This window comes from Pseudoalteromonas sp. H105, from assembly GCF_001469215.1.
Lineage (GTDB): Bacteria > Pseudomonadota > Gammaproteobacteria > Enterobacterales > Alteromonadaceae > Pseudoalteromonas.
In genome coordinates, this window is record NZ_LOFH01000012.1 from 70,543 (window position 1) to 83,499 (window position 12,957).

Here is a 12,957-nt window from a genome sequence, read left to right on the forward strand (position 1 = left end):
TATGTTGAAAAAGGCGAAAATACTCATCGTTGATGATGCTCCGCTCAATCGGTTGATATTAGAAAGAACGCTTGCCAATGAGTACGAGGTATTTTCTGCAGAAAGTGGTGAAAAAGCGCTCCTCTTTGTAGAATCCAATCGTGTTGATTTAATTGTACTTGATATTGTTATGCCTGGTTTAAATGGGTATGAAGTGCTTAGTCGACTAAAAGCAAATCAGCTTACGCAAGCCATCCCTGTTATTTTTATTTCTGCTAATACCAGCCACAACGATGAGGCAAAAGGGTTTGAATTAGGCGCAATGGACTACATTACTAAACCTTTTAGTACAGTGGTTGTTAAAGCCCGTGTTAAGAATCAGTTATTGATTAAGCAAAAAAATGATTTGTTAGAAATGCTTGTATCTATCGATGGTTTGACAGAGATTCCGAATCGGCGTTACTTAGATGAAATGTTGAGCAGTGAGTGGCGACGCAGCATTCGAAATAAAACACCGTTATCGGTTATCATCGCTGATATAGATCACTTTAAGCGTTATAACGATCATTATGGTCACAGAGCAGGCGATGAATGCCTTAAAAAAGTAGCTCAAACATTAGTGGCTCAGTGCCAGCGAGGGGGAGATTTTGTTGCTCGTTATGGTGGAGAAGAATTTGCCGCTGTTTTACCAGACGTGAACAAAGAACAAGCGTTGGCATTTGCCAATAAATTACGTGATGCTATTAAGTTGCTTAATATTACGCATGCTGAGTCGCTGAATGCTGATCATGTCACTATAAGTCTGGGTGTTGCAACAACGCAGATTGAGAATTCTCAAGCCGAGACACTATTAGTAGATAACACTGAAAAGCAATTGCTTGAAGAGGCTGATTCAGGGTTATATGAAGCAAAAAACTGCGGAAGAGATAAAGTCATTGTCCGCAGCTTTGTTCGTTAATAAATTCACTAATTAGTTATTGCTTAACGACTTATAAATAGTCTCACCAACACCGATTAGCTTGTCATTTTTAAACACCAGTGGTGTGCATTCATCTTTTGTCATTTTTCCGTCAGAGTGAATGCTATGTGTGGCATAAAATAAGACTTGATATACGTCATCATCTTTCTTTAATAACTCAGTAAAGTTAGGTGTTTTAAGACGGTTTAATACCATTTGATAATTACTATCTAGCGCTAAGCTAGCAATTGTTTCGCGGTTATTTTTATGGTGCTTTTCCCAGCTACTTGATGAGTCTCCAGCCCAGTGAGTTTCAGCTTCGCCATCTGAAACAGCAATTACACAACCCGTTAGAAGCGGCGCACTCAAAGCGGCAATCAACATTAACTTTTTCATTTTTTTTATCCTGAGTTCAAATAATTTTTCTATAACTTGCTTAGTAAAAGCAAATAGTTGGCCAACTTTAATTTTAAATTAAAATCAATGGCTTATATTTTTTGTGTTAGTAAGTAAATAATTTTAGCCATTTATGTTGGTATAAAAAACTAAAATTTAGTTAATTATACTAATCTATTTCTGTGTTCGTTTTTTCTAAAGGCGTGAATGTTTAAACATATTTCATTGACTAAGCGACAAATTGACTCTTCACTTGCCCATGCAATATGTGGGGTGAGTATTAAATTATCTTTAGAATAGTTTGCCAAAGGGTTGCTTGACTGCGCAGGTTCATTACTCAAAACATCAAAGCCCGCACCCGCTATGACATTGTTATTTAATGCTTCACAAAGTTGTGTTTCATTAACAATACCGCCTCGTGCGGTATTTATAAGTATTGCGCTGGGCTTCATCATAGCCAGCTCTTCTTGACCGATAAGGTTAAGCGTTTCATCATTTAGGGGGCAGTGAATACTAATAATGTCAGCTGTTCTGATTGCTTGATAAAACTCAGTTCTTCCCTCGCGTGGAGGTTGATTCTTACGTTCACATACAATTACATTAGCACCAAACGCCGTGGCAACGTTTGCAACGCCTTTACCTAGATCACCATGCCCAATAATTGCCAGTGTTTTACCTGCAATTTCGTTAATACGGTAATCAAGCCGACAAAACATTTGGCTTTGTTGCCACAGTCCTTCTTTACAGTCAGCAGCATAGCGGTGTGTTTGTCCTAATAGGTTGGTGATGAGTGTAAAAGTATGTTGTATGACTGAGGGGGTAGAGTAACCAGCGACATTTGTTACGGTGATCCCCAGCTCTTTTGCGGCAATCAGGTCGACATTATTAGTGCCTGTTGCGGCTACGCAGATTAACTTTAGCTTAGGCAGTTTGCGCATAGTCTGAGCGCTTAAATTTACTTTATTAGTGATTAATACGTTTGCGTCAGCGCTGTGTTGTAAAACTTGATCGGGTGTTGTTAAAGGGTAATGGGTGAAATTTCCCAGTGATTCAAAAGGTGTTAATGGGGTGCTAGCCAATGTGGCAGAGTCGAGTAATGTAATATTCATGTATTTTCCCTTTAAAAAATTAAAATGCTTGACCTTAGTGTGTACTCTAAGCTTTATAGTTTTATGATACTGACTAAGCTTACAACCATGTGTGGAGACGATGATGAAAATAGGTGAATTTGCAAGTCAGCTTGGTGTAAGCACTGATACGCTAAGGTACTATGAAAAACATAAATTGTTAATGCCTTCTAGACGAACCAGTGCAGGCTACCGAGACTATTGTCATTCAGAATTAAAGCAAATGAGGTTTATACTAAGAGCTAAACATGTTGGTTTTAGTTTGGCGGAAATAAAAGAGTTATTACAGATCAAATTTCATAAGCAACAGCATTCATGTAATGAAGTTAAAGAGTTAACGATTCAAAAACGGGATTTAATTGCACAACGAATCGATGAGTTAACACGGTTTCATCAATCATTAACAATACTAGCTGACACGTGTTGTGGGGGAAAAGAACCCGCAAATAATTGCTCAATTTTATCAACGTTGGAGGATCTCGATGGACTTAATTAACAATTTTTGGCAGCTGTTTCTTTTGTCAGCTCCTTGGCTAATGTTAGGGTTATTAATTGCTGGGATACTTAATGTTTACTTGCCGGCTAATTTTTTGAATAAACATCTTGGTAAAGAGGGATTCTGGACGACTGTTAAGGCGGCATGTATAGGTGCGCCAATGCCGTTATGTTCCTGTGGTGTTATTCCAGCAGCGATAGGACTGCGTCGTGCTGGTGCGTCAAAAAGTGCAACGACTGCATTTTTAGTCTCCACACCAGAGACTGGCGTTGATTCCGTATCAGTATCGTATGTGTTACTAGGCCCGTTTATGGCAATTATAAGGCCGGTTGCGGCTATCACAAGCGCCATTGTGGCGGGAGTTTTAGTCGGGCGTGAAACGACAGGTGAAAGTACAGAGTCAAGTTCGCAGGCTAGTTGCTGTGCAAGTAAAAATAAACCAGAACCAGAAAAAACATCATGCTGTTCGGCTAAGCGCCCGATTCCAACAGAGCCTAAGCAGTCAAGTTGCTGTGCAAGCAAACAGGTTGCAACGCCTACGCAATGGCAAAAAATACAGCAAGCTATTATATTTAGCTGCAATAAATTACTCTCAGATACTATGATCTGGTTACTGATAGGATTATTTTTTGCCGCCCTAGTACAGACATACGTCCCTGAATCATTTTTAAGCCAGTGGGGGAGTGGCCTTTTAGCCATGACCGTAGTGATATTAATTAGTATTCCAATGTATATTTGTGCCACAGCTTCTACCCCAATAGCGGCAGGACTATTACTAAGTGGGGTATCGCCAGGTGCGGTATTGGTCTTTATGCTGGCAGGGCCTGCAACCAACATAGCCACTTTAGGGGTGGTAGCTAGCGAGTTGGGTAAGCGGGCTGTAGCTGCTTATTTAGTGGGCGTTATTGGTGTTGCAATTGCATTTGGCTTTTTAACTGATTATTTAGTCGCGCAATACGGTTTTGTTGTAAGCCCGATGATGGGGCATGAGCATGAGATTCTCCCCCAGTGGTTTAGTTGGGTATGTGGCCTGATCTTAATGGTGTTAATGCTTCGTTTGATGTTAAAAGCAATGATAACCAGATTACACGCAACTGGTAAGAGGTTTACTTAATTGTTTGTTATTTATAAACTTATATAAAAGTTGCCCTGTAATATATTGTGTGACTTATTGACTCGGTTCGCATTTTCGTTTGCCTGAGTTATAATCCAGCTCTGATTTAAGCTGTGCGTATTTTTACGCGCAGTTTTTTTAACTTTACATGATGCAGTAATGAGTGAATTAGTGGACAAGTACGCCGATATAAGACCTTATAATGATGATGAAGTAGCGGCTTCAGTTGAGCGCTTAATTAATGATAATGCATTTTTAGATGTGTTAGCTAAATACAATCTACCGCGATTTTTATCTACGATTCCATTTGTTGCTCGCTTTTTAGTTAAACGTCAATTACAAAAAAAATGGGGCGATGTGCGTTCTGTTGAGCAAGTTCAGCAAGAGGTTGCTCATTATTTAGAGATGCTGGTTAAACGAACAACATCTGAAGTGACCTTTTCAGGGTTAGAGCAGCTAGACCCTAAGCAGTCATACTTATTTGTATCAAATCACCGTGATATTGTATTGGACCCAGCGTTAGTTAACTGGGGGCTGTTTAGCCACAATATGAAAACAGTCCGTATTGCAATCGGTGATAATTTATTGCAAATACCGTATATCACAGAGCTAATGCGACTCAATAAAAGCTTCATTGTTAAACGCTCTGCAAAAGCACCTAAAGAAATGCTTAGAGCACTTTCTCAGCTTTCTGCTTATATATATGATTCTATAAGCGAGGGTCACTCTATTTGGATTGCTCAAAAAGAAGGGCGTGCAAAGGATGGATTTGACCAAACTGATCCGGCCTTATTGAAAATGTTGCAATTGCAAGGGCGTAAGCAAAAGAAAGAGTTTGCTGAATATGTACGTGAACTCAAAATCGTGCCCGTCTCTATTTCGTATCAATATGAACCTTGCGCTATTGCAAAAGCAAAAGAGCTCTATCACAAACAGCATCACGGTAAATATGTAAAATCTGCGGGCGAGGATATTGCGAGTATCGTTGAGGGGTTCAGTACAGCAAAAGGGCATGTGCATTTAGCTTTTGGACAACCAGTAACACAGGGGTGTGATTCACCAGAGCAGCTCGCTAAAACTATCGATAAGCAAATTGTCGATTCATTTTTCTTACACCCAGGCAATTACATTGCTGGTGGCTGCCAGCAAGCAGTGATAGATAATAAAGATGCCCAGGCATTTGAGCAGAGAATGGCGTGTGTACCAGAAGAACTCAGAGCACTTGTAACAGCCATGTATGCAAAACCATTTCATCGTAAAGCTGAGATAAACAGTAATGAAATATGTGAGTAATTAAACGCCTTATCAAAGAAAAGCCGCCATTGAGCGGCTTTTTTTTTGGCCGAAAAACGAGCTATACTTAGTTCAGTATTGAATGAATAGTGTATTGCGAATGCAACAAATTGAAATATTTGAGATTCCTAGCCCTTGCAAAGGGATATGCGAGGTCAATAATCGGGGATATTGTAAAGGGTGTTACCGCAGCCGAGATGAACGTTTTTCTTGGAACTCATTTACTAATACACAAAAAAAGAAAGTGATTGAGTTATGCCAGCAGCGTTATAAGCGCTACATTCAAAAACAACGTGCAGCCACAAAAGCCGCTCAGCCCGAACAACAAGGGTTTGATTTTTAGTGATTCAGGTGCTTGTCTCTTAGCTGGTTTACAGTTCCGTCTTCTTCAAGGAGCGTCAGTTGCTGTTCTAAAAAAGGAATTAACTCTTTGTGGCGTTTGTGCAAAAAGTGAAAGCTACGGATAGGCACTAATACGTCAGCTGAAAACGTTGATATATCAAATCTAGGGTGTTTGCTTTTGAGCAGAAAATCTAACAGTAACACGCCATCAACTTTCTTTTGTGCTAACAAATTAAGCTGTGCTGTGACACTCTTTACTCTTATTACTTCGCCAATAAATGGGTTGTTATCTAAATAGCTTTTTGCTGCAGGGTACCCTGCTTGTATTGCGATATTATTGAGTTGCTCAAAGCGACACGTATCGCAATTTTTTAACAGGATAAGATTGAACTCAAATAATGGAAAGTTAACTACATTTAAATTTTTATATTGCTGAGAAATGCTATTGATTCGGCCTAACTGCCCATCCAAAATCCCATTATTTGCAGCGGCTAAAGCACTTTGGTGATTAAAATCTATAACTTCTAATTCATACCCGATATTGCTATAGGCGATCGACATTAACTCAATCACATAGCGTGCTTGAGGGGTGTCTGCTGGGCGGTTAAATTGTAATGAACGATTAGCAGCTGAGCTTACAGTGGGTAAAAGCACGCAGCACATCATTATTGTAATAAAATAAATTTTTAACAATGCCTTTCCAAAAGGAACGAAAAATCGCCATCAATCTACGTTTAAATTAACGTAAGTGCAAGGTTGAGAGCGACTCTTTCTACTAATTTATAATAGTTTGATATACTCGGGGTTAATATAGGTTTTAATATAATTGGACAATCATGGTATATAATTTGTGCTCTTTACCTCGCGAACAAAAATATCAAATTCAGCTTGATTATGAAGCATCATTTTGGGCTTACCAAATAAAACGGGGGAAGAAGACCCGCGAGAATGTGTATACAACGATAAATAGCCGCCCTAGCGCTGAACAGGCATTTTTGAAACAAAAGTTTGAACAGTATTTAGCGTTAATGCAGAGCTAGCTTTGCCAAGATTTGAACGGTTAGCTTCGATAAAAACGCCGCTTGTTAATAAGTTCTATGCTCTGCATAATGCTCGAGGGCGAGCAAATAAACACGATGAGGTGTGGGTTGCATATGATGATTTTGACATTATAGCGGCATGTCGTGTGCAAACTCGTGAAGGGACTTTATTTTTATCCACCGTCTTGGTTGCGCCACAATGGCGTAATAAAGGTATAGCCTCTGAGTTAATCAAACGGTCGGTATCAGCGCAACATGATGTTGTTTATACATTTGCTTATCAAAATTTAATTCATTTCTATCAGTCTATTGGCTTTAACTTTGTGTTAACATTACCTGCGCCTTTAATGATTCTTTTTAAAGCGTATGAACAGCGCAATATCATCCCTTTACAGTGCTGTCTAGATAATGATTTAGAATATGTAGGTTAGTAGATGGGTAACTGGTTAAAAGTATGTTTCTTTACAGTGTTCGCTATTAGCACTGTAACGGCCTTGGGCGTAAGCGCAAAAGTAAAGCGTTTATCACCGAGTGAAGGGTTATCGCAAAGCTATGTAAGCAAAATGCTGGTAGATAATAACGGTTATCTTTGGCTTGCCACAGAGGGAGGGTTAAACCGATACGACGGTTATCAAGTTATTCATATTGCAGGTCCAAATGGGGAACTCGATGAAGTAATCATCGACCGTATTTACCAAGACCCAGAGGGTTATATTTGGATTGCCTCCTTATTAGCGGGATTATTTCGCTATGATCCTGTCACGGACAGCTATCAACAGTTTTTATCTAAACCGGTCAGCGAAGAGCAGTTTTTAAGTCAATCCGTTTTTAGTATGCTCGTAACCGATGATAAATCCTTGTGGATTGGACGTGGTTGGGATTTTGCTCGGTTAGAATTAGCGACTGGTAAAATAGAAACCATTTTTGAGCTACCTGATCGAACACGTAGCACCGTTATCCGCGATCTATTTCATTACAAAGATTACATTTTTATTGCCACAAGTGATGGCGCTTATGTCTACAAGATTAGCACTGGACAATATCGCCCTCTTGAACACTTAAGCAGTGAGCCTGAACACATTTACCAAAATTATGTTAAATCATTTGCTTTAGCTGAAAATAATAAGCTGCTAGTTGGTGCTGTGCGTGGTCTATACGAAGTCGACATTGGTGACTTATCAAGCATGTTTGAGCGCCCAGATACACCGTTTAAAAACAGAACATTACTACCAAATCTTAATATTTGGAAAATTATTAGCAACCAAGGTATGTATGACTTAGGTACAGATAAAGGGTTGTTTAACTATAATGCGAAGACAGGCGAGTTGGTAAAAAATAATCGCATTCAAGAAAGTAACTATGCTTTATCTGATTCGAGTATTATCGATATAGTGAAAGATGATAACGGCTCTATGTGGGTAGCAACTAAGAGTGATGGTGCTTTTTATTTACCGTTTGATAGCTACAACTTTGAAAATTTAGATGCCAGCAAAATTAAAGGAGATGGCTTATCGCATCCATCAATTTGGGGGATAACCGAATATGATGATCGCGTTTGGTTGGCTACGCATAATGGATTGACTGCGGTAGATTTAACAACAATGGAAAGTCAGGTTTTTTTAAAAGACTATCAGGTTGATCTATTTACAACTGAATTTAGTGTTTACAATATTAAAGCGCATAAAGATAAATTATGGTTACATACTAATCGCGGGCTCTTTAGTTTTGACCCTAAGAGCTATGACATTTTACCAGCGATCACAAAAGACTCCAGTCAACAACACCTGATTCAAGGGTGGGTGCATGGTGCTGTGCTGATGCCCAGTGGTGAGCTGTTTTATGTTCACCCCGAACATGGGGTGTTTATGTATGATGTTGAAAGCCAAATTATTACCCCTTTAAAAGGTGAGTTTGAGAGTTTTGAACCTTTCTTAGTGTTCGGCTTTTTACCGACTTTATCCACGAGACCTGACTCCCCATTGTTTTATAATGCCGGTGTTTTGTACCATGTTGATCCTAAAACGTATACTCTTGAAAAAATTTATACGGTCCCTGAGCAGCATGAAAATGTTGCCGTTAATGTCATGTCATATATTGTTGATAAAAACAATGTGCTGTGGATCTCGCTTTCAAATTTTGGCTTAATAGGGCTTGATGCTAGTACTTATAAGCTTTTACACACCATTGATTTAGATAAAAATCAACTGGGTACATTACTGTACGACATGGTGCTTGATGAATCCGGTATGATTTGGATGAGCAGCCATAAAGGAATTTGGCGTTTAAACCCGGAGAATAAACACTTTCAACAGTTTACGGCATCTGAAGGCGTTGTTTCAACAGAGTTTAATAGCGGTGCATTCACGCGTTTAAAAACAGGGCAAATTGTGTATGGTACGTTAAAAGGTATCACGTATTTTTTTCCTGACGATAACAGTCCAAAGCATGGATTAATTGATCATGTTAATGTCACTAGCATTGATATTATGTCACGTGAATTATCGGTCGATTTAAAACAGCCTATTAAAAAAGTGACGTTAGAGCACGATGACATAGGATTAGAAATCGCGTTTTCTGCGATGGCGTTTAATTACCAAGAACGCATTGTGTATGAGTACCAGCTTTCAGATGGGCAGAAATCCTACACCCGTAATAATAATCGAGTCTTATTTCCAAAGCTTAATCCAGGTAATTACCAACTAAAAATTTGGGCAAAGGATCCGTTAACCGGTGATTTTACACACCCTGCCACATTAGATATTGAGGTAAAATACCCATTATGGCGTTCGCCACTGTTTATGGCTTTATACGCCATGACACTTTTTGCAATAATTGCAGGTTGGGTAATGCGCAGAAATCGCATCCAGCAGATTTTAATGGCTGCACACCGAGAAACCCAAGAAAGTGAAGCGCGACTAAAATTAGCTTTAGAAGGAAGTCATTCAGGGGTGTGGGATTGGCAATCATTAAGTCCAATAATCTATCAGCCACGATTGAAGAATGAGCTTGGTTACGAGTTTGATACGGTTAATTTAGATGAGTACCTGGCTAAAATTCACCCACAAGATAAACAAAAATTCCGCCTTGAATGGCTCGAGTTTTTATCGACCGAAAAAGGGTACTTTAATTGTACTTATCGACTTCGTCATAAAACAGGGCATTGGCGTTGGTACAAAGACTTTGGCAAAGTCGTCGCATGGCAAAGTGGAACCCCTGAAAAAGTAGCCGGTACCTATACCAATATGACTCGAGAGCTTGTGTTTGAAGAGCATGCGCGTTTATTTGGTGCAGCGTTTGAGCAAACGCGAGATTGGGTGTTCATTCTGGATAAAAATTTACGCATACTGGCGACCAATCAAGCATTGCAAACTGCATTTGAGTTCCCAACAGATTACAGATCTAGTCGCAGTTTGAACTTCGGTATGAGCCGCTCATCACGTATGAATTACATACGTATTATGAAAGATCAAAGCGTAGGAGAGCACTATAGTGCCGAAGATACTGTAAGGCTAGCCAATGGTGAGTTGCGTCATGTGTTAATCAAAATAAGTGCCGTAGCTGGAAATGATAATCGGCTTGAAAGTTATGTTGTGATCTTAACAGATATACACGCACAAAAGTTGGCTGAGAATGAACTTTTCTTGTTAGCAAATTATGATGGTTTAACCGGCTTGCCCAATAAAACCCTCTTTAATGACCGAGTAGAGCATGCCCTTGAGCAGGCTAAATCACATCATCGAAAAGTTGCTTTGCTCAATGTTAACATTAAGCGCTTTAAACACTTTAATGACTCCTTAGGGCATGAAGCTGCAGATACCATTATTAAGTTAGTGGCCGAGCGAATCAAATCTAGATTGCGTCACAATGACAGTATTGCTCGCTTTAATGGCGATGAATTTATGCTCTTGGTCGAGGATATAGAGCAAGTTGAAGAGGTCGTACTCTTGTGTTCAAAGGTTATGAACAGTGTTACCGATGGTATTTTAATCAATGAGCAAACAGTTAACGTTAGCCTGAGTATTGGTGTCGCTATTTACCCTGATGATGCACACAGCAGCAAAAGTTTACTTAAAGCCAGTGATGTTGCACTTTATCATGCGAAAAAAAGCGCAGAGGGCAGTTATCAATTTTATAAACAGGAAATGAATGTTCATGTTAAACGAGCATTGCATTTAGAGTCTCAATTGACTAAAGCGTATAAAGAGCATGAGTTTTGTAATTTCTATCAGCCTATTGTAAATGCATCCAAGCAACAGGTTGAAGGGCTCGAGGTGCTGCTACGTTGGCCTGATAATGATGTGTATGAAACGCAAGAGTTTGCATTAGTCGCTGAGAGTATTGGTCTAATTACCAAAATCATGTTGCAAACATTGTCGCGGGCACTTATTGAGTTGAAACAGTGGCAATTAGTATACCCAGATTTGTACGTATCAATTAACTTATCAGCGCTCGACTTTGAATATAAAGGGCTTGTTGGTGAAATTAGTGCAGCACTTGAAAGTGCTAATGTAAAGCCTGATACCGTGGTTTTTGAGATCACAGAATCGGTATTAATGAATGACTCTGATGATGCACTAAAGAGTATGATTAGATTAAAAGACATTGGCTGTCGCTTATACATGGATGATTTTGGTACTGGGTATGCGTCACTCACTTATTTAAAGCGTTTTCCAATCGATGTTTTAAAAATTGACCGTAGTTTTGTAACAGATATTGGTATTGATAACGGTGATGAAGCAATTATTGAGTCCACAATGACACTTGCAAAGAGTTTGGGTAAAAAATGTGTTGCAGAAGGTGTTGAAACTACGCAGCAGTTAGATTTTTTACGCGCGCTTGGCTGTAATATGTTTCAAGGCTATCTCTTTAGTAAGCCTATTCCAGGGGATGACGTTACGGCCTTGTTAGAGAGGGATTGGCGCGACATATTAAGTAAAGACTAATCAACCTGAGCTCTGGATAATAAATTTATCTCCAGCGGCTACTTTAAGCGCTAACTGTGTTGAATTTACTTGCAATAGGTCAGCCATTGACGCATAAACTCGCCTTGTTACCCCTGAAAGTCTCCGGCTGGAGACTTATAAAAAAATTTATTATTTAATATCAGTATATTAGTACATCTCTTAACCAGAGTTCAGGTTAATCACTTAGCGTAAAGGGATATTCTTAGATTTCAATTCATAAATACAGGCTCATTAATGGCCTGTATTTATGTTTTTGGTCGGTGTTTATCGTACTCTTTTTGAAATAGAGAGCGTTAATTCTTAGTCTTGCTTCGCTCCGCAATGGCGACAATATAAATGCTGACTGCGATCATTGAGTTGATCTTTAATTGCCTTATTTGCTTCTTGTTTATTTAACCCAAGCTTAACGCGAAGTGTTTCAAGGCGCTCTAGTTGTTCATCATCAAGTTTTCCATCACTGAGAGATTCATGCACTACATCACTAAAATGTAAACGGCGTTTGCGTAATTGCTCTGAAAAACTGGATGCTAATAAGCCCGTTGGAATAGCAACCATCCCCATACTGACTAATGTGATCATGCCGCCAAAAAAACGACCCATAGGTGTAACTGGGACTACATCACCATACCCAACCGTTGTTAATGTGGCCATTGCCCACCACATTGCGGCCGGGATTGATCCAAACTTATCGGGTTGTACATCATGTTCTATCAGGTATATTCCACATGATGCCAAAATAAGCACGACAGACATGATAAAAAATGCAGCTAAAAGCGAGCTACTTTCATCGCGAAATGATTGTAATAGTAACTGCATAGCTCGCGAGTACCGAGTAAGCTTAAAGACACGTAATAATCTAAAGACCCTTAAGAAGCGCAGATCGAATGAAACAAAAATCATTAATAAGGTCGGTAAAATCGCCATTAAATCAATTAGCGCCAATGGCGATAACATGTATTTAAGGCGGCGCTTGAAGTTGCTCACCGGTATTGCTTTATATTCAGCCCTCTCAACACATGACCATACCCTTAGCAAATACTCTATGGCAAAAATACCAACGGATATTATTTCTAGCATAATGAATTGATAGGCATATTCGTTGGCCAAAGTCACAATTGATTCAAGCACAATGGCAACCACATTTAGCATGATCAACGAGATGAGGAATACATCAATGTAATGGCTAACGTTGCGGTATTCACCGTTGCCTTCGAGTACTAATGCCGTTTTTTTTCGTAATGAATTCAA

Annotated in this window: 12 protein-coding genes; 8 read left to right on the forward strand and 4 right to left on the reverse strand. The window is 39.3% G+C overall.

Features of this window, described 5'->3' with window-relative positions:
* Position 1: 1 nt before the first annotated feature.
* Complete coding sequence (locus ATS75_RS17365; RefSeq protein WP_058561685.1) at positions 2 to 937, forward strand: diguanylate cyclase; 936 nt, start codon at positions 2 to 4, stop codon at positions 935 to 937.
* A gap of 12 nt (positions 938 to 949) precedes the next feature.
* Here ATS75_RS17365 and ATS75_RS17370 read toward each other — a convergent pair whose 3' ends face one another.
* Entirely contained in the window at positions 950 to 1,333 is a 384-nt protein-coding gene (locus tag ATS75_RS17370; RefSeq protein WP_058561686.1) for a DUF3192 domain-containing protein, read from the reverse strand.
* A 164-nt stretch (positions 1,334 to 1,497) separates the two neighbouring features.
* Entirely contained in the window at positions 1,498 to 2,442 is a 945-nt protein-coding gene (locus tag ATS75_RS17375) for a D-2-hydroxyacid dehydrogenase (protein WP_058561687.1), read from the reverse strand.
* Positions 2,443 to 2,545: 103 nt separating this feature from the next.
* Between ATS75_RS17375 and zntR the strand changes: the two genes are divergently transcribed.
* From zntR to ATS75_RS17395, 4 genes are all read left to right on the forward strand, one after another.
* A complete protein-coding gene (gene zntR, locus ATS75_RS17380) occupies positions 2,546 to 2,956 on the forward strand; it encodes a Zn(2+)-responsive transcriptional regulator (RefSeq protein WP_082665513.1) in 411 nt (136 codons plus the stop codon).
* Positions 2,943 to 4,070: an SO_0444 family Cu/Zn efflux transporter gene (locus ATS75_RS17385; protein ID WP_058561689.1), complete on the forward strand. Its 1,128-nt coding sequence runs from the start codon at positions 2,943 to 2,945 to the stop codon at positions 4,068 to 4,070. The genes zntR and ATS75_RS17385 overlap by 14 nt, the downstream gene beginning before the upstream one ends.
* A gap of 159 nt (positions 4,071 to 4,229) precedes the next feature.
* Positions 4,230 to 5,363, forward strand: a complete 1,134-nt coding sequence (locus ATS75_RS17390) for a 1-acyl-sn-glycerol-3-phosphate acyltransferase (protein ID WP_058561690.1) — start codon at positions 4,230 to 4,232, stop codon at positions 5,361 to 5,363.
* A gap of 100 nt (positions 5,364 to 5,463) precedes the next feature.
* Positions 5,464 to 5,706: a DUF1289 domain-containing protein gene (locus ATS75_RS17395; RefSeq protein ID WP_058561691.1), complete on the forward strand. Its 243-nt coding sequence runs from the start codon at positions 5,464 to 5,466 to the stop codon at positions 5,704 to 5,706.
* On the opposite strand, the gene ATS75_RS17400 is transcribed toward ATS75_RS17395, so the two are convergent.
* Positions 5,703 to 6,368 (reverse strand): substrate-binding periplasmic protein, encoded by a 666-nt coding sequence (locus ATS75_RS17400; protein ID WP_235591205.1) that lies wholly within the window; start codon positions 6,366 to 6,368, stop codon positions 5,703 to 5,705. The two genes, ATS75_RS17395 and ATS75_RS17400, sit on opposite strands and share 4 nt — an antisense overlap.
* 173 nt (positions 6,369 to 6,541) lie before the next feature.
* On the opposite strand from ATS75_RS17400, the gene ATS75_RS17405 reads away from it, so the two are divergent.
* Genes ATS75_RS17405 through ATS75_RS17415 form a run of 3 tightly spaced genes read left to right on the forward strand, consistent with a single transcriptional unit; the run spans position 6,542 to position 11,688 of the window.
* On the forward strand, positions 6,542 to 6,745 hold the full coding sequence (locus tag ATS75_RS17405) for a DUF3283 family protein (protein WP_058561692.1): 204 nt from the start codon (positions 6,542 to 6,544) through the stop codon (positions 6,743 to 6,745).
* Positions 6,746 to 6,747: 2 nt separating this feature from the next.
* Complete coding sequence (locus tag ATS75_RS17410; RefSeq protein ID WP_058561693.1) at positions 6,748 to 7,176, forward strand: GNAT family N-acetyltransferase; 429 nt, start codon at positions 6,748 to 6,750, stop codon at positions 7,174 to 7,176.
* A 3-nt stretch (positions 7,177 to 7,179) separates the two neighbouring features.
* Positions 7,180 to 11,688 (forward strand): EAL domain-containing protein, encoded by a 4,509-nt coding sequence (locus tag ATS75_RS17415; RefSeq protein WP_058561694.1) that lies wholly within the window; start codon positions 7,180 to 7,182, stop codon positions 11,686 to 11,688.
* Between the two features lie 321 nt (positions 11,689 to 12,009).
* Here ATS75_RS17415 and ATS75_RS17420 read toward each other — a convergent pair whose 3' ends face one another.
* The gene (locus ATS75_RS17420; RefSeq protein ID WP_058561695.1) at positions 12,010 to 12,957 is read right to left on the reverse strand and encodes an ion transporter; all 948 of its coding nucleotides are present in this window, start codon (positions 12,955 to 12,957) and stop codon (positions 12,010 to 12,012) included.

What these genes read in the sequence shown, in the direction of transcription:
- ATS75_RS17365 (WP_058561685.1), top strand. Translation starts at nt 2, where the DNA reads ATGTTGAAAAAGGCGAAAATACTCATCGTTGATGATGCTCCGCTCAAT.
- ATS75_RS17370 (WP_058561686.1), bottom strand. Translation starts at nt 1,333, where the DNA reads ATGAAAAAGTTAATGTTGATTGCCGCTTTGAGTGCGCCGCTTCTAACG.
- ATS75_RS17375 (WP_058561687.1), bottom strand. Translation starts at nt 2,442, where the DNA reads ATGAATATTACATTACTCGACTCTGCCACATTGGCTAGCACCCCATTA.
- zntR (WP_082665513.1), top strand. Translation starts at nt 2,546, where the DNA reads ATGAAAATAGGTGAATTTGCAAGTCAGCTTGGTGTAAGCACTGATACG.
- ATS75_RS17385 (WP_058561689.1), top strand. Translation starts at nt 2,943, where the DNA reads ATGGACTTAATTAACAATTTTTGGCAGCTGTTTCTTTTGTCAGCTCCT.
- ATS75_RS17390 (WP_058561690.1), top strand. Translation starts at nt 4,230, where the DNA reads ATGAGTGAATTAGTGGACAAGTACGCCGATATAAGACCTTATAATGAT.
- ATS75_RS17395 (WP_058561691.1), top strand. Translation starts at nt 5,464, where the DNA reads ATGCAACAAATTGAAATATTTGAGATTCCTAGCCCTTGCAAAGGGATA.
- ATS75_RS17400 (WP_235591205.1), bottom strand. Translation starts at nt 6,368, where the DNA reads ATGTGCTGCGTGCTTTTACCCACTGTAAGCTCAGCTGCTAATCGTTCA.
- ATS75_RS17405 (WP_058561692.1), top strand. Translation starts at nt 6,542, where the DNA reads ATGGTATATAATTTGTGCTCTTTACCTCGCGAACAAAAATATCAAATT.
- ATS75_RS17415 (WP_058561694.1), top strand. Translation starts at nt 7,180, where the DNA reads ATGGGTAACTGGTTAAAAGTATGTTTCTTTACAGTGTTCGCTATTAGC.